The organism is Paenibacillus wenxiniae (assembly GCF_039822605.1).
Classification (GTDB): domain Bacteria; phylum Bacillota; class Bacilli; order Paenibacillales; family Paenibacillaceae; genus Saccharibacillus; species Saccharibacillus wenxiniae.
The window spans coordinates 294522-316072 of sequence record NZ_JBCGUH010000003.1 but is presented as its reverse complement, the minus strand read 5'-3'; the positions used below and the strand labels follow the sequence as shown (position 1 = coordinate 316072).

Annotated in this window: 15 protein-coding genes and 1 riboswitch; of the genes, 7 read left to right on the top strand and 8 right to left on the bottom strand. The window is 47.1% G+C overall.

Features of this window, described 5'->3' with window-relative positions:
- The first annotated feature begins 522 nt into the window (after positions 1–522).
- Positions 523–2814, top strand: coding sequence for a hybrid sensor histidine kinase/response regulator (locus tag AAHF22_RS07380; RefSeq protein ID WP_347324351.1), 2292 nt, complete (start codon positions 523–525; stop codon positions 2812–2814).
- Between the two features lie 182 nt (positions 2815–2996).
- Here AAHF22_RS07380 and AAHF22_RS07375 read toward each other — a convergent pair whose 3' ends face one another.
- The 5 genes from AAHF22_RS07375 to AAHF22_RS07355 form a co-directional block, all read right to left on the bottom strand.
- Positions 2997–3791, bottom strand: a complete 795-nt coding sequence (locus tag AAHF22_RS07375; RefSeq protein WP_347324350.1) for a TatD family hydrolase — start codon at positions 3789–3791, stop codon at positions 2997–2999.
- Positions 3788–4648 (bottom strand): ABC transporter ATP-binding protein, encoded by an 861-nt coding sequence (locus AAHF22_RS07370; protein ID WP_347324349.1) that lies wholly within the window; start codon positions 4646–4648, stop codon positions 3788–3790. Before AAHF22_RS07370 ends, AAHF22_RS07375 begins: the two co-directional genes overlap by 4 nt.
- A complete protein-coding gene (locus AAHF22_RS07365; RefSeq protein WP_347324348.1) occupies positions 4635–5432 on the bottom strand; it encodes an ABC transporter permease in 798 nt (265 codons plus the stop codon). The genes AAHF22_RS07370 and AAHF22_RS07365 overlap by 14 nt, the downstream gene beginning before the upstream one ends.
- Positions 5432–5722 (bottom strand): MTH1187 family thiamine-binding protein, encoded by a 291-nt coding sequence (locus tag AAHF22_RS07360; RefSeq protein ID WP_347324347.1) that lies wholly within the window; start codon positions 5720–5722, stop codon positions 5432–5434. The genes AAHF22_RS07365 and AAHF22_RS07360 overlap by 1 nt, the downstream gene beginning before the upstream one ends.
- Positions 5723–6370: 648 nt before the next feature.
- Positions 6371–7405 carry an ABC transporter substrate-binding protein gene (locus AAHF22_RS07355; RefSeq protein ID WP_347324346.1) on the bottom strand — a complete coding sequence of 345 codons (1035 nt, stop codon included), beginning with the start codon at positions 7403–7405 and terminating at the stop codon, positions 6371–6373.
- A gap of 88 nt (positions 7406–7493) precedes the next feature.
- Positions 7494–7605, bottom strand: a riboswitch (TPP riboswitch).
- 182 nt (positions 7606–7787) lie between these two features.
- On the opposite strand from AAHF22_RS07355, the gene AAHF22_RS07350 reads away from it, so the two are divergent.
- The 6 genes from AAHF22_RS07350 (at position 7788) to AAHF22_RS07325 (ending at position 15483) form a co-directional block, all read left to right on the top strand.
- Positions 7788–8204, top strand: coding sequence for a pyridoxamine 5'-phosphate oxidase family protein (locus AAHF22_RS07350; protein ID WP_347324345.1), 417 nt, complete (start codon positions 7788–7790; stop codon positions 8202–8204).
- Between the two features lie 507 nt (positions 8205–8711).
- On the top strand, positions 8712–8930 hold the full coding sequence (locus AAHF22_RS07345; protein ID WP_347324344.1) for a Spo0E family sporulation regulatory protein-aspartic acid phosphatase: 219 nt from the start codon (positions 8712–8714) through the stop codon (positions 8928–8930).
- A 202-nt stretch (positions 8931–9132) separates the two neighbouring features.
- Entirely contained in the window at positions 9133–10803 is a 1671-nt protein-coding gene (locus AAHF22_RS07340) for a DUF8769 domain-containing protein (protein ID WP_347324343.1), read from the top strand.
- A 676-nt stretch (positions 10804–11479) separates the two neighbouring features.
- A complete protein-coding gene (locus AAHF22_RS07335) occupies positions 11480–13759 on the top strand; it encodes a bifunctional 2',3'-cyclic-nucleotide 2'-phosphodiesterase/3'-nucleotidase (protein WP_347324342.1) in 2280 nt (759 codons plus the stop codon).
- Positions 13760–14095: 336 nt separating this feature from the next.
- On the top strand, positions 14096–15118 hold the full coding sequence (locus tag AAHF22_RS07330) for an EAL domain-containing protein (protein ID WP_347324341.1): 1023 nt from the start codon (positions 14096–14098) through the stop codon (positions 15116–15118).
- Between the two features lie 224 nt (positions 15119–15342).
- Positions 15343–15483, top strand: coding sequence for a hypothetical protein (locus AAHF22_RS07325; RefSeq protein WP_347324340.1), 141 nt, complete (start codon positions 15343–15345; stop codon positions 15481–15483).
- Between the two features lie 319 nt (positions 15484–15802).
- On the opposite strand, the gene AAHF22_RS07320 is transcribed toward AAHF22_RS07325, so the two are convergent.
- The 3 genes from AAHF22_RS07320 to AAHF22_RS07310 all read right to left on the bottom strand — a co-directional run bounded on the left by AAHF22_RS07320 (position 15803) and on the right by AAHF22_RS07310 (position 21333).
- A complete protein-coding gene (locus tag AAHF22_RS07320) occupies positions 15803–16957 on the bottom strand; it encodes a mannitol-1-phosphate 5-dehydrogenase (RefSeq protein WP_347324339.1) in 1155 nt (384 codons plus the stop codon).
- A gap of 282 nt (positions 16958–17239) precedes the next feature.
- On the bottom strand, positions 17240–19210 hold the full coding sequence (locus AAHF22_RS07315; protein ID WP_347324338.1) for a PTS mannitol transporter subunit IICBA: 1971 nt from the start codon (positions 19208–19210) through the stop codon (positions 17240–17242).
- A complete protein-coding gene (locus AAHF22_RS07310) occupies positions 19207–21333 on the bottom strand; it encodes a BglG family transcription antiterminator (protein WP_347324337.1) in 2127 nt (708 codons plus the stop codon). The genes AAHF22_RS07315 and AAHF22_RS07310 overlap by 4 nt, the downstream gene beginning before the upstream one ends.
- Positions 21334–21551: the final 218 nt, after the last annotated feature.

Sequence of the window (21551 nt, the reverse complement as noted above, 5' to 3'; positions counted from 1 at the left end):
CCAATCAGAAGTTTGTCTATTTTAAGATGCACATCTAAAAATATGCGTTTTTATAGTAGCACAATTCAGAAGGCACACCCCTTATCATTTTATAATCTGGCGCAATTTTGGCTTTTACTGGTACGATGCTGCTCTGTCTGAACAGGCTAAAATCGCATCGGTAGTACGCAGTCCTGACAATGGTCTCGTCCTACGTGATGTTGCTCATATTTAATGTAAATATATTATTATTTCTAGCTTTGCATCCCAATTAAAGCGAATTGCAGTGCAGCTTGAATATATAATATGCCCGATCACCATCCAAATCTAGTTACACAACGTACATATAGATGATACTGTCTATCCATGTTGCCGTGTAGGTGAATGTCTTAATCATAAGATCCATAAAAATAACCAGATTCATTTTTTAAATATACTCCTGTGCGCAACCGATTAGCGTATACTTAGAGTAGCATCCATTATCTTACAAGCTTATCGTATATCGTCGCCGATACATTACCGGAGAGGAAGAACATTTTATTCATGAATTATAAAAAGCAACAGGTTTTCGGCTTTGGTTTTCTGTTAGCACTTTCCGTCGTTTTATTTATTATTGAAGGGCTTATTTTGCAATACACCTCCATCTCAGGTGTATGGGGCGTAACAGGTATTTTAATGTTAGTGTTGCTTACGAGCGGAATCACAATCGCGATATGGACGATTCGGCGTACAACCGAGCGTTTGAAATTGGCGACTGATCTGATTAATAATACGGATTTTAATGAAGCTGAACGTCTTCCGCGTCTGACCGTAGAAGGTGGCGATGAAATTTCTAATATCGCTGAGGCGTTTAATCAAATGTCGCTGACACTGGAGATGCACAATCGCAAAGTCCGTGAAACGTCTGAACGTCTGGAAGACAGCAACTGGGTACAGACACAATTCGCGTTAACCGGCAACATTTATCAAGGGATTAACAACAAACAGGAATTAGCTGAAAAGATGATGACACGGCTTGTTCCTCTGCTGGAAGCTGCCTACGGATTGTTGTATTACACAGCACAGGACGAACAGGGCAAATATTTTCAATTGGAGTGTTCCTATTCGGCGTATACAGATATGCCAGCAGCTATTGCGTCATTTCGACCGGGTGAAGGGATAATTGGACGTGTTGCTAGCACACAACAGGTTATCGTTCTGAATGATACGGCGGAGCATCCTATTCGAATTCAGACCGGTCAGGCTGCATTGACGCCGCGCCAAATTGTGGTGACACCTATTGTATTCGATGGACAGATCATCGCTGTATGGGAGCTAGGTTCACTCCAGGCCTTTACTGCGCGTCAGTTGCAGCTGATCGAGCTGGTATGTACTAATTTTGGAGTAGTTATTAATAATATTGAGAATCGGATGCAGGTGGATCGATTATTGTATGATTCTCAGCAGTTGAATCAAGAGCTTCAGGCACAACAGGAGGAGCTTCAGGTGCAACAGGAGGAGCTTCAAACTATCAATGAACAATTGCGCGAACGAAGTGAGTTTGCCGAATCCAAAACGCATGAACTGGAAGCAACACAACAGGAGTTGCAAGATTATGCCCAGAAATTGGAACAAAGTTCAGGCTACAAAAGTCAGTTTCTTGCCAATATGTCCCATGAATTGCGCACACCGATTAACAGTATTCTTATTTTGTCGCAATTGATTGCTGAGCTTGAGCCGACCCATGAAGAAGATGAAGTGCCAAAGTATGGCAGTATTATTCATCGTTCTGGTGAAGATTTGCTAGCCTTGATTGATGATATTTTGGATCTGTCTAAAGTGGAAGCAGGTATGGTGGAAGTGCATCATGAAAGGGTATCACTGTTTGATCTGCCAGAAACGTTAAGCTACAGTTTTAACAAGCTGGCAGAACAACGAGGCATTGCCTTCCATTATACGATAGATCCCGATCTTTCTGATGAGATCTATACGGATGGGAAACGATTACAGCAAATATTGAAAAATTTACTTTCCAATGCGTTTAAGTTTACACCGAGTGGATCGGTGACGTTAAAAATAGAGCCAGCCCATCGCGCTATTCCGGCTCAGGGCTATAGCATACCGGATCATATGGAACAATGGATTGCCATCTCGGTAATCGATACCGGCATAGGTATTGCTAAGGATCGCCAACAGCTTATTTTTGATGCCTTTCAACAGGAAAAAGGATCTTTGACAGAGCGTGATTACGGTGGCACCGGTCTGGGATTGTCAATTTGCCGTGAGTTTTCGCGTCTGCTGGGTGGCTTTGTTACGGTAGAGAGTGAGCAAGGCAAAGGCAGTACATTTACCCTGTATCTGCCTGCTCAACAAGATGAAAAGGATGCAGTTGCAGTGGACATGCGCGATTCCGGCCCGATCGAGACTGCACCAACGATGCAAATTTTGCAAGACAAGCATGTGCTGCTGGTGGATGATGATCCGCGCAATATTGTCGCTCTGGAAAGTGCACTAAAAGTCAAAGGCATGAAAGTGTTCAGCGTTGCTGATGGCATGCGGGCACTAGACATGCTGGAGCAAGTGAAACCGGATCTGATTTTAATGGATATGATGATGCCGGTTATGGATGGTTATGAGGCGCTGCGACAAATTCGTCTACGTCCGGAGTGGAGGGAGCTTCCGATTATTGCTCTGACTGCCAAAGCAATGAAGGATGATCGTGAACGCTGTCTGCAAGCTGGCGCGTCCGACTATTTGAGCAAACCTATTCATATGACACAATTGCTATCAGCTATGCAGGTCTGGTTAACTCGTGTACAGGCGTATTCAAACGATAACGAGCTGGAAAACAAATGAGCCTAGCCTATACTTGTATACTATAGTCACGAAACGCACTGGATAACGAGAAGCAGACAACCGCAAAGCCCGCTTTAGTTCCGCATATGCGGCTGAAGCGGGCTTTTTGTAGCGCTAGTGGATTTCATGGTAGTCATTATATAGAAATAGCAGAGCAACAGCGACATTCCATCTCATTAGAGCTATATTCGGTAAAAGCGACGTGCATTTCCATATAGCAATGCAGCTGCATCGCTAACATCGAGTCTTTGAATATGTGCCCACGCACGGCATACATCTACCACCATCGCTGGTGTCGTTGATTTGCCGGCAAAAGGCCCTTCAAACGGCCACGGCCCATCCGTTTCTGTCATGACCAGTTCACGCGGATACAGCGCAGCCAGTTCACGAATGTCAGACTCATACACAATATCTGGTGTAAACGAAATATAGTATCCGCTTTGTGCCAGTCGATGGATTTGCGCTACCGAACCTTTAAACCAGTGGAAATGCGCACGTGTGATGTTATGCTGCTCCAGCAAATCACAGACCGTATCTGCATCATCGTACACGGCATGCAGCACGACAGGTTTATCATAACGTTTGGCCAATCGCAGATGCTGATCGAGCAGATCGATATAGCCCTGTTCATCCAGTGCATACCCTTCAGCGGCAAGCTCCTGCCGACGATAATACGGCAGACCGATCTCACCAACAGCTACCGCTTCGCTGATTCGTGTCTCGATCCATTGTAGTAATGCTCCCGTTTGCTGGGAGTTAGGTAGCGGTTGCTCTGGATGATAGCCATATGCAGGCTTAACGATACCTGGATACGTGCGTGCCAGCGATTCGGTACGTTGGCAGGATTCCCGATTCATCGATACAGCGATGAGTGTATCCAGTCCATAACGTGGCAGCTCGCGAATGATGGAACGCACATCGGCATCGCTGTATTGATCCAGATGAATATGCGTATCGATCCATGATAAGGCTGTCATCGCGCGCTCACCTCCTCACGTAGCAGCTCCGTTAGCCGTCTGCGTAGCGCGATAAATGAAGGGGTATCCACCAGTTCTTCGCGCCGTGGACGTTCAAATGGCACTTCGACTCGTTCCAGCACATGTGCTGGACGATTGGATAACACATAGATCGTATCGGACAGCAGTAAAGCTTCTTCAATATGATGTGTAATAAACACAACCGAGCGCCGATTTTCCTCCCAGATACGCAGCAGCCAGCTTTGCATCTCACTGCGCGTAAAAGCATCCAGTGCGCTAAACGGTTCATCCAGGCAGAGCAGTGATTGCGGTCCCAGTAATGCGCGTAGAAAAGCAACACGCTGCTGCATCCCACCAGATAACGTATGAGGATACGCCTGCCGAAAATCGCCCAGTCCAACTTTATCCAGCCAAACGCGTGCCATTTCCAGCGATTCCCGTTGTGGCAAGCCGGCAGTCTCACGTGCGAGCACGACATTTTGTTCAATCGTGCGCCACGGAAACAGGGCAGGTTGCTGCGGCATATAACCGGCACGTCCACGCTGTCCATTGATGCGTTTGCCCTGTAGCATAATGGCACCATCGTCTGGCAGCAATACGCCGCCGATCATTTGCAGCAGCGTACTTTTGCCAGAGCCAGACGGCCCAATGATCGATACGAATTCGCCCTCCTGCACAGTGAGCGAGATATCGTCCATCACCTGAAGCTGTTTTTTGCCCCTGCCGAATGTTTTGGAAATATGGCGTAGCTCTAAAAAAGGTGCGTCCGGCTTCGGGAAGTCCGATTGAGCCAAATGTGCCAGTGTGCTACTTGGTACAGGGGACGTGTGATCTGTCGATAAATTAGGACTTTTCATCTCCATGTCCTCCTTGTCGCTCATGATTGGTTCGTTGCCAGCGAATGCACCAGTGCTCCAGCAGTACAATGAGCGAGAACATGACCAGACTGAGTGCAATGACGATCAGAATGGCTACAAACATCCGGTCGGTGCGAAATGCCGATTGCTGCAATAGCATATAATACCCAAGTCCCTGATCACTGCTAATCCATTCCGCAATAATCGCGCCCATAATGCTATAGGTCGCCGCAATCCGCAGTCCGGAAAAGACCGCAGGCAGACTGTACGGTAATTCCAGCTTCCAAAATATCTGACCGCGATTAGCGCCGATCATTTGCATATAATTGAGCATCGTCCGATCTGTTCCAGCCAGTCCGCCGAGTGCGGCGACCGTGATTGGGAAAAAGCAGACGAGTACAATGACGATCAGCTTCGATAGAATACCAAAGCCGAACCAGATAATGAGCAGTGGGCCAAGTGCGATCACCGGAATATTTTGACTTAAAATAAGCAGCGGATACAACGCCTGCCGCAGAAATGGAATCACATGCAAAATGCCAGCCACAAGCAGACCAATCACCACACCGATGCCAAAGCCCTCCAGTGTCAGCTGTAGCGTTGCCCACGTATGTCCGAGCAGACGATCATAGCTGTTGCTAGCTTCGGTTACGATTCGTGCTGGACTGGGGAGAATCCAGTCCTCGATATGAAAAAATGACGTTGCCGCCTGCCACAATAGCAGGAACAAAACGACCGCCCCTAAGGGCGGCCATATGCCTTTCCACCAGTCACGTATAGACATTAGCGATACTTCTCAGTCAAACCGTCCATACTAATGCCGTCTGGACTATGGGCGATTTTGATCTGGGAAATGATGCTGGGGCTGCCTTTCTCCACAAGCGCCTCATGCATACGACGAACGATATCCAGCAGTTCTGTCAGTTCGCCCTCCATCGTTGTTTCGAGTGGATGGACTTCGTATTTTACGCCAGCTGATTGAATGACTTCGATGGCTGCATCTACATAATCGTAGGAGTGCTCACCTGGTTGTGTTTTGGGGATGACTTGAATGCTGAGTAGGGTGTGTGACATGATTTTCCTCCTGAGTTGGTAATAAACATCTTTTGCTGGGGACGCTGTTTGCAAACTATGGTGGTGGGCATACACCACTCCGGGAAGGAATAAGGGGACGGACTCCCGTCTCGCACAGGAATCTACGGAGTAGGAGTGAGTTGTAGATTCCCGTGCTCAAAAGTCGTCCTTTCCCCTTATTTCCGTCCCTCCGCTCCGTGCTGCTCGCATCATTGTTTGCACACACGTCTTCGCAAAATGATGTTGTATTACCCTGTTTATTTTATAGCCGTAACGCATGTTACTTTAAAAAATACTTTATAAAAAATCATATGCTTCATCACTGATTGTAATTTATTCCGTGCCACGCAATTTCATCCTAAATCTCACCTTATTCCTAAACTCTACCTTAATAAGATAAAGGCTACTTCTCCAGTAAAATGAAAGTCACTTCTCATTAACGCTCTGATGCGCGATCGAAGCAATATCAAAGCTAAAACAATGAAGCGATATCAAGGGAAGAAAGCACGCTCAAAACAATGAAGTGATATCAAGGCAAGGAAGCACGCTTAAAGCAACGAAGTAATATCAAGGCAACGAAGCAACATTGAAGTCACAAAGCGACATCCATGAAATCAAGCACTTTCAAATCAATTACGTTAGCAGCAATCATTTACTTGTTTGCGGTGCTGGCAAGAACTCGTTGGTAAAGGCTTTGCTAGCGTCGAGTGGTTGTTCGAGTAGTTTCTGTTTGTACATCCAGTCGGCGTAGCCTTTCCATACCTGCTCTTTTTGCAGTCCCCACTGGGAAGCGTCGTCTTGATAGCGTGGGGATAGCCATTCCTGGCTTGCTTTGACGAGTTTAGGATCGAGATCAGGTACGGCTTTGATCAGGATATCGGCTGCTTTGTCGGGATTGGCAATCGCGTATTCGTAGCCTTTAGCGGTTGCGCTCATAAAAGCTTTGACCAGTTCGGGGTCTTTTTGAATTTGTTGTTCATTGGTAGTGATGACCGGTGTGTAGTAATCCAGACTTGGTGAGTAATCTTTGACGTACAGCATATCGAGCGGTTCGCCGCGTAGTTTCGCTTCGATTCCAGTCCAGCCGTAGTAGATCCATGCAAAATCAATGCCTTTTTTTACAGCTGTAAAATAGTCGGCATCGCCGATATTGACGCTTTTCACTTTGCTCACATCGCCGCCATCGGTATCCATAATCGACTTCATGACCGCTTCTTCTACCGGAGAACCCCATGCGCCGTAGGATTTGCCTTCCATGTCTTTCGGTGTTTTGATGCCGCGATCAACCGGTGCGGCAAAGCCGGATGTATTATGTTGAATGATTGCTGCAATCGATACGAGTGGGACACCCTGTACACGTGCTTGCGTTACGCTTTCCTGATAGCTGATGCCGAATGGCACTTTACCGGAAGCAACGAGCGTATCCGCGCCGCTCTGACCCGGTTGGATAATCTCGACGTTCAGTCCGGCATCTTTGTAATAACCCATTTGCTGAGCGACATACAGTCCGGTATGGTTCGTATTTGGTGTCCAATCCAGCACCACCTGTACATCTTTAAGCGCGGGTGTGCTGCCATTAGACGCGGTTTGGGAAGTCGTCCCTTCCTTTTGTCCACATGCGGTCATGATGAGTAAGGCGCTTACGAGCAGCAGCGTGCCCAGCATCGTTCCAAGTTTTCTCATTGCTGTTATTTCTCCCTTCGTCTACTAACCTGTATAAAATAAAAAAGCGCCCCGGACCCGGGACGACATAGGTGCATATATGAGCTTACATACATGGCATGTGTAGCTTCCTACGCTGGCATTATCCAGATCAGGTATAAGGGTCAGTATTAATCGAATACACTCTCAGCCGAACTCCTCCAGCTCCCCACACGTTATGCGCTTTTTCTAGGTGTAATTATAGACGAGCATGAACGACCTGTCCAGCAGGATCGTAGCAGGGGGATGCGGTTCAGCATGCAACAGAGCGGGTATGTAACGAGTGGAGACATGAACGCGTCTGACGCGAAACATGGAACTTAGACGAACCTATTTCGATGTGAATTGTGAAAGGAGCTTGATTATGAGTACAGCAACTACAGAACAAGCAATCATCAAAGCCCTATCGAACAATCCGTTTTGCTCATTTGGCACAGTGGAGAACAACAAGCCACGTGTCCGCTATATGGCAATATATAATGATGGATTACAGATCCATCTGGCGACAGATCGCAAAACACATAAAGTAGAAGAGTTGGAGCAGAACCCGAACTGCTACTTGCTGCTTGGCTATGAAAAGGGCGGCAACAACGAAGTTGTACAGATTGAAGCGACTTGCAAAGTGTCCAGTGACAGCGAACTGAAAGAGCGCGTCTGGAAAGACGAGTTCAAAAAGTGGCTGGATGGCCCGGATGATCCGGACTATGTCGTACTGGATATTACACCGCAAACGATTGAATACATCGATCAGGACGGTAATCGTCAAACATGGGAAGCATAATCGCCGACATGTAACGCGTATTTATCCGACAAAATTAGCGCTATTCAGCGCTTTGGAACGAACCATAAGCGGACTCAGGCACAATTGCTGGAGTCCGCTTTTTGCGCGCCTTGACTGAGAAGAGCTAGAAAACACGTTTATTCGTTATCGAATTTTGTAATATTTACGTGTACATAGGGAGGGGAAGAAGCGTATTTTTTGTCAGTTTTTGCTTCCATTATCAGGATAAAATAGGGACTGTAGGAACTTGAAACGGCTTGTAAAATTAAGGTATAACGAATATAAAGCTACAAATTTTAGTTATTAAGCATGTGGTTCATCCTATGAATAATAGGATATAATCAACGGTGTTTTTATAGCAGTGCGTAGCATCCTATTTACGTATGAGCGATCATACGACAAGGTGACATACCGTTTCCAGACGGAGTCTCCTCCATAGCAGTAGAACGCTGCTGGTCAGTGCGGATGATGGATGCCGGAAGGGATAATCGACGGGAGGTGGTTTCCTTGGATTTGAGAAAGATGGAACAACAAATCGAGCAGGAGCGTCGTATTTTGAATCAGATGGCTGCCGAGCATGGCATTTGTGACCACCGCGTGATCGATCAATCCGAACAACTCGATCGGATTATGGATTCCTATCTGTATCATAAACAGCTTAAAAATAGAAAACTGTCTCGCGATTTGAATGAGAATTGCTTTCCACAAGCACCGTTGGAAGGCTGAAAATGAAAACGCCAAGCTGGCTCCATGCCGGTTTGACGTTTTTTTGTTTATGTTGCGCCATCAAGAGGAAATGGTGTAGTGATCGTGATGCAGCGGAGGATATCGGGCATACGGTTTATCCTTGCAAACAAGTTTATTGCCATCATGATCGACCGTATCGCATACTGAGATCATTCATCTGCATGCAGAAGGAGTGGAACTCATGATGGGCAAACACAGTGGAATCACATCGATGTCATCGGACAGGCAATTTTTGATACAGCAAGCGCTGGATGAACTGGATGCACGTTATGATGCAGCCGTGCATATGGTATGGGGAGAAGACGGGCAACATGACACCCGTGAAAGCGCGCATTATGCGCTAGGGCTGCTCTTATGCGGCGGTGCTGAACAAATCGCCACAGCTAGCCGCATCATTCAGCAGATCCTTGATCTACAGCTTGTACAGCCGGGTGAAATCTACGATGGTACATTTAATACATCGCTGGAGCGTGCGTGGCCTCCAGCCGGACATAGCGCCTGGAGCAGCTTTCCGCCAGGTTTTGGTTATGCGCAGTCGGATGCGCTGGATGAAGTGTATCGTCGCTTTGCGAAGTACGGTAATCTGAGCGAAAATGAGCAGCTGGCGCAGCTATTCCGTCAGGCGACCGATGAAGTGTTTCCGCGTGTATGGGAAAGCTTTGATCCGAACTGGCGCGAATTTATCGCGTCCACGTTTGCGGTGATTTTGGAGTATTTTGAACATGAATTGCCGGTGGAGCTAGTTGAAGGTATGGATCGTGCAATGCAGCTTACGGTAACGACTTCGCTCGAACGTTATCGCTCACAATCGATTCCGACCAATACGAATATTGAGCTGATGCATCTGTTTATTACTCATTATTACGGGCATCGTTATGGACAACTGGACTGGATGACACATGCGGAGCAAGGAGCGGCTGCACTGCATCGCGATTATATGGAGCTGCATTCGTTTGCCGAGTTTAATTCCAGCACCTATTATGGTGTTGATCTGACCGTGCTTGGCATGTGGCGCGTCTATGGACGCACGCTGTCATTTCGTCATATGGGTCTGGAAATGGAACATGGATTATGGCAGGATATCGCCGACTTTTACGGCCCGATGCTGGAAAATATATGCGGTCCTTTCGCACGCAGTTATGAAAATGATATAACGGAGCACAGTTCGATCGGTGTACTGCTCTATCTGGCACTCGGCGAATCGTACCGTCATCTGACCCGGGTCAATTGTGAAACGAGTCATAATCTGCTGATCGCGCTGGTAGGTGTGGACTTGAAAGAGCAGACACAAGAACGTCTTCTTCATACGGGCACTGAGCGCTTTGTCACCCGTCAATTCAAAGAGCTATGTGAACGCGATCTGCCGGGGCAAAATCGCCATGTATGTACAGCGAAAGCATGGATTACCGATCGGCTCATGATCGGCGGGCTGTCAGGGAGCCGCAATACGAATGGACAGATGCATCATGCTACCGCCCATTGGATGACGGCAACGGGTGAGCGTTATTCGCTGCGTATGGTACGTAGACAACAGGGGCAGAGCTGGAATACACATTTACGCGGAATGAGCTTTGATGTGGAGGTAGGTGTGCGTAAGCTGAACATTGTCGCACGATTCCAGACGATGCTACCGATGGAGCTTGTGTTTGAGCTGGATGGCCCACAGCTGGACCAGATTCATGTGACAGCGGATGGCTGGCATTTACCTGGCTTGCACATTGCGGTGCATACGGATGCGTCTACACCAACTGTAGTACAGTCTGGCTCGCGCGCCGAAATCGTCTATGCTGCTGGAAAGTCGAATAGTAGCTCGGACGTACTGCATTTTGCACTGACATTGGATGAACAATAAAAAGTATGGCAGAGCTGGCGATGTCCTGTGTAGATGTAGGATGTGCTACACAGGACAGGCTGTATGGAGAAATGGGTAAAACAGGAATAGAAACGGACATAGATATAGCGCAGGCGGCTAGAATGTAGATTGCTAGAGCCTATACAGAGCAGAAAGGGTACAAACAGAGAGTAAAAACGAGAGTACACACAAAGCGTACAAATAGGAGTACATACAGACAGATAGTACAAACAGCAGCACACACAGACAGAGAGGACAAACAGGGACAGCGTAGGTGACGACGAGGTAGAAATAGAGATAGATCATTATTTGAGCGCGCCGAAATACTGCTGAAAACGACGACAATCATGCCATTTCACTCTGCCCAAAAGACAACACCAACATAACAACAGATAGCAGCTTTTGCATGAAATTAAAAAAAATAGTAAATAAACGTTAACTTATGCTTCAAATATTGTAATCAATAGTATACAATTTTACCAAGCAATCGCACGTAAGGACGTTTGTTAGCTTCGATTTTACCACCGGTCAATATTTCACAGGTCGTAAGCGAAAATGCACTGACCATGCTGTTTGTACATATCTGGCTTCAACCACTGTTTTACCGACCGATTTTGGAAGCGATACAAAATGACTCTGATACGTGCCCAACATCATGTGGGAGGGGTTATGCATTTTGAAACTGGGGAAAAAGACAATTCGTAAAGCAGTGACCGCTCTGGTCGCACTACAGCTATTTGCTGTGACAGCTGTTCCGGTATTCGCAGCGGAAACAACTGGAAGTGCCGTCGTTAAAATTCGTCTGATGGAGACGACCGATATTCATACGAACGTCGTCAACTATGATTACTACTCCGACAAGCCGACCGATGAGTACGGCTATGCCAAAACAGCTACACTGATCAAGCAAGCTCGCGCTGAAGCGAAAAACAGCGTCTTGATCGATAATGGTGATCTGCTGCAAGGCACACCGCTGGGCGATTATATGGCAAAAGTAAATCCGCTCAAACCCGGTGAAGTTCATCCGGTGTACAAAGCGATGAATCAGTTCGGCTATGATGCAGGTAACTACGGTAACCATGAATTCAACTATGGTCTGGATTTCCTTGCAAACGCAGTCAAAGGCGCTAATTTCCCATATGTGAATGCCAATATTTATACGGATGATGGTACAGGCAAAGGCGAGAAAAACTATTTTACCCCTTACCTCATTCTCGACAAAAAAGTAACGGATGAGAGCGGCGCGACACACGACCTGAAAGTGGGCGTGATCGGCTTCGTTCCACCGCAAATTATGCAATGGGACAGCGCCAACCTGAACGGCAAAGTGGTCGTGAAGGATATCGTAGAGACGGCGAACAAGTTCATTCCACAAATGAAGGCAGAAGGTGCAGACATCATTATCGCGGTTCCGCACTCTGGCTTTGAAGATATTCCGCAAACCGAACTGATGGAAAACTCCGTGCTGTACTTAAGCAAAGTGCCAGGCATTGATGCAATCATGTTCGGCCATGCGCACAAAGTATTCCCAAGCAGCGACTTCGCTGGCAAAACAGGCGTTGATCTGGCCAAAGGCACGATCAATGGTGTACCTTCCGTGGAGCCTGGCTTCTGGGGCGACCATCTCGGTATTATCGATATGGAGCTGACGCAAGATGGCGACAAATGGAAAGTAACCAATTCGACGGTTGAAGCACGTCCAATTTATGACAAAGCGACCAAATCCGCACTTGTTGGTGCAGATCAAAGCGTTGTCGATTCCGTATACAAAGAGCACGAAGAAACACTGGACTATATCCGCGGGCCAGTCGGCACGACAACGTCCCGTATTACGAGCTATTTTGCACTGGTGAAAGATGATCCATCGATCCAGATTGTTACCAATGCTCAAAAATGGTATCTGGAGCAAAAGCTGCAAGGTACCGATTATGAAGGGATGCCGATTTTGTCCGCAGGTGCACCATTCAAAGCAGGCGGCCGTTCTGGTGCGAACTATTACACCGATATCCCAGCAGGCACGATTGCGATCAAAAACGTATCTGACCTGTATGTGTATCCAAACACCGTCTATGCGGTCAAAGTCAATGGAGCGGAAGTGAAAAACTGGCTGGAATGGTCCGCAGGCCAATTTAACCAGATCGATCCGTCCAAAACAGGCGAACAGCCGCTGATCAATATGGACTTCCCAACGTATAATTTTGACGTGATTGATGGCGTAACATATCAGATCGATGTGACACAGCCAGCAAAATACGATGGCAAAGGCACAGTGGTCAATGAGTCTGCTAACCGTATCGTCAATCTGGAATACAACGGCAAGCCGATTGATCCAAAGCAGGAGTTTATCGTAGCAACGAACAACTATCGCGCATCTTCATCCAAACTGGCGAATCCAGATGGTAAGCGTATCGTTCTGGCTGCTCCAGATGAGAACCGTCAGGTCATCATCGACTATATCCGTGAAAACAAAACGATCAACCCGACAGCTGACGGTAACTGGTCGTTCGCTCCAATCAAAGGTAAAGCCAATGTGACGTTTAACACATCACCTAATGCACAAAGCGCATTGTCCACCAAATCGGCAGTAGCGGATAAAGGTGAAGCGATCACTTATGCAGGCAGTGCAACAGATGGATTTGCTAAATATACAATCGATCTGTCGACAGCAACAGCACCTGTGAAAGGTAGCGAACCTGCCAAGCCGGCTACTCCGGCGAAACCAGCAACGCCTGCCAAACCGGCGACCCAACCAGCAGAGCCAGCGAAGCCAGCAACACCGGCGAAGCCGCCTGTTAAAGGTTCATCGGATCAAACGTACACGATTAAACGCGGTGACAATCTGTACCGGATCGGTCTGAAATATGGCGTATCCTGGGAAGAACTAGCGAAATTCAACAAGATTACAGACCCTACACGCTTGCAAGTTGGGGATGTGCTTGAGATTCCAGCCAGCTGATTGCCTGCCATACGAATGAGTTAAGCCCAAAGAGCTGTGGTGGATAACACCGCAGCTCTTTTGTTAAATGAAAGTGACTTCCCCGTTAAGAGTAGGCATCTCTTCAGGTTACATAGAAAGTTACTTGTTGTGATTAATAAGTGCTTATTATGGGTAACTAGAACTATTTAAGGACTGCGAGCGGACTAGAATCATGAAGGATACCATGATCTTGTGCTATGTTGAACATGACCTGAAAGAAATGACTTTTCAAAAGCCAACTAATATAGAAGGATAAAGCGGTAGCTTGAGTCTGTCGGATACCCGTACATCCTATTCGACCCGGGGAGGGTAACTATGAATTGTAGCGAATGCAGCTATATTCAACCAATTGAGGATCAGGGTATCGTCTCATTACGACCGATGTCAGATTCGTTAGAGCGTATGCTGTTTACTCAGGATTTTGAATTTGTAACTATAGGGGATACAGTATCAATCGATTATTATTCGCGAGAACAGATGCTGGATATTTTACAATGGGTGTGCAAGTTACCTATGGTGGAAGGAAGCGATTTGCAGGTGGGCATTTGGGGAGCAGGAAATATTGGAGGGGAGCCTTCCTGGCTGCCAGCAACGGTGATTATTTCCCGCTTGCAAAATTACGATATTGTCGATATCATACGTCGGCGTCAGTTTACGAGTCATATGCAGCCGATTGTCGATGAACAGGAACAGGTAGTGGCATACGAGTTTCTGCTTCGTCCGGTGTTGGATGGCCCTTCGTTTCAGCCGTATCGATTGTTTGATATTGCACATCGGACAGGATTACATTCCTTTTTAGATCGTGCAGCGCGCATCTCGGCGATTGAGACAAGTGCACAGCATTTGCCATGTGGGGTCAAACGATTTATTAACTTTTTACCATCGTCGATCTATAATCCACAGTATTGCCTTAGCCATACGTTTGCTGCGATTGAGCGGCTACATCTCGATCCGAAAGACTTTGTGTTTGAAGTTGTGGAGACGGAAAATATTTTGCATATGCCCAAGTTACAAAACATATTCGATGTGTATCGCAGCAACGGTATTTTCGTAGCGCTGGATGATGTCGGTTCCGGTTATTCCAAGCCAGAGCTGATCGATAAGCTGAAGCCGGATTATGTGAAGATCGATCGCGGATTGATCGATTATTGTGATCAGGACAAGACGAAGCAGCAGCAGATTGCTCATATTGTGGAGCGATCACTTGATGTGGGGAGCCGAGTGCTGGCAGAGGGAATTGAACGACGTGAGGAATTTGAATTTTGCCGCAGCATCGGTATTAATCTGGCCCAGGGGTATTTGTTTGGCAGACCGGCAGAACAGCCTATTGCTAGGTAAGTGACTAAGTTATGGACTGAAATGAAGATGGATAGCTAGATATGGAAATACGTCTAAAAGGAAAAGCCTCTTTCGGTTTGAAAGGGGCTTTTTACTGTTTATATTCGTTTGTGATTTTGGATAAATGGATAGGTGAATGATATGAGATATGATACAATCGTAGCAAGATATTAAGCGTTTCGGTGGGGCGATCACGGCGCAGCCTTCCATAAGGAGGTGATGCCATGATCGCACTTGTTTTGATTGAGTTTGTTGATGTATTAAAGATGATAGCGGCTTCGCTTAGTATTGCACTGAGCGGACGAAAGCTATACCGTCTTGTTCGTCGCAAGCTTAAAAACAAGCAGAAAAAAACCACCGATTAAGGTTGACCGCCTTCGGTGGTTTTGAGAAATACCTGAGGGTATAGCGCGCCGTGGGTTCTACCACGCTTTATGTCCCATAGCTCTACCGCGCCAACGGTAGGGCTATTTCTTATTATAGTTAACCGCGATTAACTACAGTCAACTATAGTTAACCTGATTGTATACTAGCACCAGTATATTTTCAAGGTTCACAATGTAACATGTTACATGATGAGTAGTCGTCTGAATAGGCATGTTAATCCTCTTTTCAGCTCAAGATATAACGCGTTACATTGTGAGTATAGAGCCGACTGAATATAACGTCCTATGCAGATAGGCATTAGCCTTTCAAGCTTTTCAATTCCTCATAAGCAGCCATCACCTTATTATAATCCTCGCTATCCTTCGCAAAGCCAGTCACATCGCTCACAACCGGGCCTACGCCTTCGGCTTGGATACGTCCTTGCAGTTCCGCAGATTGTGGATCATTGGCATTATCATAATGGAATGCCGCCGCTGCGCCTTGCAGCAGATGATCGCGTCCCAGACCTAGCTCAGCAGCCATATTGGCAGGGCCGATTAGACGATCTGCTGGGCCTAACTTACGCAGTGGCTCGCGTCCAACACGGATTACTTCATCGCGAATATAGGGATTTTTGAAACGTGTTTCGATTTTGTCGATGTATTTGGCATGCTCGTCTGCATCAAAACCGTGCTTTTTCACGAGTGCTGCGCCGCTTTCTTCCATCGCCGGACGCACGATGGCGCGTACCGATTCATTCTGAATGCTCTGGTCGATCGTTTCGATCCCTTTTAGGAAACCGAGATAAGCGGTAATCGCATGACCGGTGTTGAGTGTGAACAGCTTGCGCTGTACGTAAGCGACGAGATTGTCCGTCAGCTTCATACCGTCGATCTCAGGGGTGCCACCTTTGAGCTTAGGCTCTTCTACGATCCATTCGTGGAACGCTTCTACGCCTACGTCCAGCAGATTGTCACCCTGGAATGGCGGTACGATGCGATCGACCGAACAGTTAGCAAAGCCGACATGTTCCTGTGCATACGCTTTGCCTTCGTCGGACAGATGACTTTCCACTTGCTCTTGCAGATGACTTGTCGCACCAACCATATTTTCGCAGGCAATAATATTAAGTGGACCTGCACCGGCAGTACGGCGCGCTTCAATTCCCTGTGCAATCGTTGGGGCGATAAATTTTAGTACATTAGGGCCGACTGCGGTCGTGATAATTTCGGCTGTAGCGATTTCGTCGATAATTTCCGATCCGTTGGACATGCAGCCGGATACGTTCGTAATCGTCTGTACACTTTTTTCCAGATCGAGAATATGAATGTTGTAGCTCTTTTGCTCGTTCAGGGCATTGATCATTTGCTCATTCACATCGGCAAATACGACATGGTAGCCTGCGTTTGCCAGTAGTGCTCCGATAAAGCCACGACCGATATTACCTGCTCCGAATTGAATTGCTTTTTTCATAACTTGCACCTCCATAAGTATAGGACAGCTTGCCATTTGCAGTCAGATTAGGATCACTAGAAGATCGGTTGTCGCAAATATGTGCAACATGGGGATCATCCGAAGATTAGTTTTCGCAAATATAGGCAACGGCAGGCTGTTGTTCATAAGTTAAATATGTCATCTCGTTCAATAGATGTGAATAGCAACAGACGAATAAACAGGTTAAATCAGCAGCCTATGCGCTGCTGATTTAACCAATCATGCTCTATTTATAACCAGTGAAGGCTAATTTATACCTTATTAGATCGAGAATGTACGATAGATTTCGTCCGCATCGGTTACTTTTGCCAGATGATGGACAACGGATTCGTCTTCGATCGTTTCAGCGATTTTGGTCAGGATTTGCAAATGCTCTCCACCAGCACCAGCGATACCGATCACGAGATACGCTTTACCGCCTTCAAAATCAACGCCCTGTGGATATTGCAGGACAACGATACCGGAGGTTTGAATTTGTTTTTTTGCTTCGCCTACGCCGTGTGGAATCGCCACGCCATTACCGATATACGTCGTCGCTACTTGTTCACGCTCATGCATAGCGGCTACATAGTCTGGTTTGACGTAACCGGAAGCGGCTAGCAGTTCACCTGCTCTACGAATCGCTTCTTCTTTTGGCTCGCTTGTCAGGCCCAGTACGATGTTTTCTTTACGCAGGACACCTTTACCAGCAGCGCCATCTTTCGTATCGGCAACGATATGCGGTGCATTATGGCTTAGCACTTCACTGACTTCTTCACGGACGCCAGCTGCTTCTTTCGGAATCGAAGATTCGGCGTTGCCGGATGTTGCATCTTTAAGCTTTTGAATCATATCATCATAGATCGGATTGTTGATAAAGTTATCGATCGATACATGCTGTGCATTGGGTGCTTTACCACGTGCACGGCTGGTCAGGTTTTGCTGAGTGACAACGATATCCGCATCACCTGGAATCGAATCAACCGCTGAATTGGTTACTTGAATAGGCAGACCGGCTTGTTGTACTTTTTTACGGAATGACGATGCCCCCATTGCGCTGGAACCCATACCGGCATCACAGGCGAAGACGATTTTACGAACGTTACCTGTTTGCAGATCGCCAGCGTTAGTCAGCGCCATTGCAGGCGTAGCGCCACCTGTTTTCATGTTTTTAGATGCCGTTTTTGCTTTTTCCAGATCGTCTTCGCCTACTGGTGAAGTGCGCAGGAAGATCGCAGATAATAGGAATGATACCGCAGCAGCCACGAGTACGCCTGCCAGAATGTGCAGATGCTCGCCTTTTGGAGCGAGACCGAGAATCGCGATGATACTACCCGGAGAAGCAGCACCTGTCAAACCGTTATGCAGCAGTACGTTAGTGAATACACCTGCCATACCACCAGCGATAACCGAGATGAACAGCAGTGGTTTCATCAGTACATATGGGAAGTAGATTTCATGAATACCCCCAAAGAATTGGATAATGATCGCACCTGGAGCGGAAGCTTTAACTGTACCTTTACCAAAGATCCAGTACGCTAACAGTACGCCCAGACCTGGACCCGGATTCGCTTCCAGCAGATAGAAAATCGATTTGCCATCAACAAGTGTCTGTTGTGCGCCCAGTGGTGTGAAGATACCGTGGTTGATTGCATTGTTCAGGAATAGAATTTTACCTGGTTCAACAAAGATCGAAACGAGCGGCAACAGATTATGAGCAACAAGGAAGTTAACACCTGTTGTCAAAATATGAGTGAATATTTCAACGAGTGGAGCAATACCGACATAACCGAGCAATGCCAGCAACATACCGATAATACCGGCGGAGAAGTTGTTGACGAGCATTTCAAAACCGGATTTAACTTTGCCTTCAATCATTCGGTCGAATTGTTTGATGACCCAGCCGCCAAGTGGACCCATAATCATGGCACCAAGCAGCATTGGAATATCTGCGCCGACAATGGTACCCATTGCAGCGATGGCACCCAGCACACCACCACGATGATCGTGAACGAGTTTACCGCCGCTATATGCGATCAGGAGTGGTAGTAGGTAGGTGATCATTGGACTTACAAGCTCGTTAAATTTAGCGTTAGGCAGGTAGCCTGTTGGAATGAATAATGCTGTTAATAGACCCCATGCGATAAATGCGCCGATATTCGGCATGATCATAGCACTTAAAAAGCGTCCAAATCCTTGCACACGGTCGCGTGCGCTGCGTTTGGCTGGAGCAGAAGTGTTGACTGTGCTCATAATTGTTCAACCTCCATCATATATTGTTCGATTTTACGGGTGTACAGATCCCGCATCATGCCAGATATTTCGGACTTTAGCTCAGACGGTTGATCGGAGACGAGCCTTGTGACAAAACCAGGGCGGTCGATAAGCGATTTGCTCACTTCATTGACGGCTTCCAGATAAGATTTGCTGCTGTCCTTCGGAGCAAGCAGCACGATGGCGGCGTACAGGTCAACCGACTGTGTTGCCGCCTGAATCGGTGTGGCAAAGCGGATAATGCCGAGAAACAGAGTCGGGACAACGGTAGAGCGGCAGTGTAACAGGATCAATCCATCCTGCGACAATACCGTTTCACCCATCCGCTCGCGTTCATGCAGCTCCTGTTCCAAAATGTGAGCACGTTCAGCTGAGCTGGTGAACATGCCAGCGAGTTGATGGATCAAATCGCTGACGGAATCGATATCGAAATCATCACGGATGACGAGTCCGGCGGTCAGATCCAGAATACCGGTTACGGTATCCTTATGTGATCCTAGCGTATCGGTTAATCGTTCTGCCGGATCGGATGGACGCTGAATTTGCGGTCGATGGGTGCTACGTAGCTCCAATCGAGATAGCATCTTGCGTATATCGTTAATATCTTCTGGTGACAGCAGTGGTGATACTCGAATAGTCGGGATATGACTATCCACCTCAACTGTAGAGATAATCACGTCGGCTCTCGTTTCCATTCGGGCAGCCTCCGAAGAGGATACAACATCGATAATTTGCAAAAAAGGAAATTCACGCTTGACCCGAATCGAGAGCAAGCTGGACGTTCCCATTCCGCTCGCACAGGCGATGATCGCTTTGAGCGGCTTGGTCTGTGCGGCAGCATATTCAGACATTGCTCCAATATGCATTGCCAGATAGCCGATTTCTGCTTCCGGTACGTCACGTCCGGTGAACTCGGCAAGCAATCGTGCACACTTGCGAGCGATCTCAAAAGTTGGACCATATTGCTCCTTGATCTGAGCAAGCAATGGATTGCGAATATCCAATCCTAATCGCAGTCGCTCAATCGCGGGTCCCAGATGATTAATAAAGCCTGCGAACAGCTTACTGTTCCCTTTGAGTTCAAAGCCGGTTTCCGCTTCAGCCATCTTGAGGATGTCGCGGGCAAGCTTGACTAGCTCAAAGCTGACATGCTCATAATATGAATCGGACTCGGCACCAAGCCTTGTCTCTGCTCCTTTAAAATGCATGGTAATGTACCCCATCTCATCTTCAGGGATCGTAATCTGAAACGATTCCTCCAGCCGCTGTGCAAGCTGACGGGCGATGCGAAATTCGCTTAACTGCTTCAATTCACCCAGCACATGAGGAGCAATCGTAATACGCTGACCGCTACGGATTCGTTCGATCGCCAGGGCCAGATGGACGGTAAGCCCGATGTAGGCGCTATCTGTTAGCTTCATCTGCATATCATGCTCTAAAGCGGCAAGATATTGTTGAAGCTGATCCATCATGCCATCGTCGACCAGATTGAGCAGCCGATTGCGGATGTGGAACTGTACTCGTCCTGGCTCTTCATCGGTTTGAAAGCGATCGCTCACCAGATGAGTCAGTTGATACTCATCTACACTTTCATACAATAAATGTACAAGTGCAGAGCGAATGCTGTTCTCGGTGCCTTCGATATATACGCCAAGTCCGGGTTTGCGTACAAGTGTAATATCGAAGGAGGACAGCCATTGCTCAATGCGATCCAGATCATTGCTCAGTGTGCCTTCGGTCACTTTGAATTGGGAAGCAAAAGCATAAAGTTTAATCGGTTCACGAGAAAGGAGAAGTTCGCTGATTATGAAGTAGTGCCTTTCCTCGCGAGTGTAATCTTTGCGCGGGGTTTGCCCTTCCAGTTCGTCACGTGCTGCAAGTAGTGCAGAGGGTTCACCTTCAAGGGCAAGACCGGTACCAGGCTTTCGAATCAGCCTGAGCTTGTGCTGGCGTAACCATTCTTCGACAGCCGGCAGCTCACGCTTGACCGTTTTTTCACTGACGTCCAGATGATCCGACACATCGCGGATCGTAATATACTCGCCATGTGCCCCGATCAAAAACTGAAGCATCAACGTCAGCCTGTCGGTCAGCTTCTTCAAAATCGAAAACCTCCTTTCCAAATATCCGATTGTAAACGATATCATAAAATTTCTACTAAGAAAGAAGAACTACGTTTTATATTTCAAATTTTATGCCTTTCGTCGGTCGACATCAATTGAAAGATGCCACAATTTGTCCTCTGTGCATAAGGGACAAAGGTAAAGAAAGCCTTGCCGTTAAAGGAAAGTAAAGATGGGAAAAGAGGAAATACACTGAA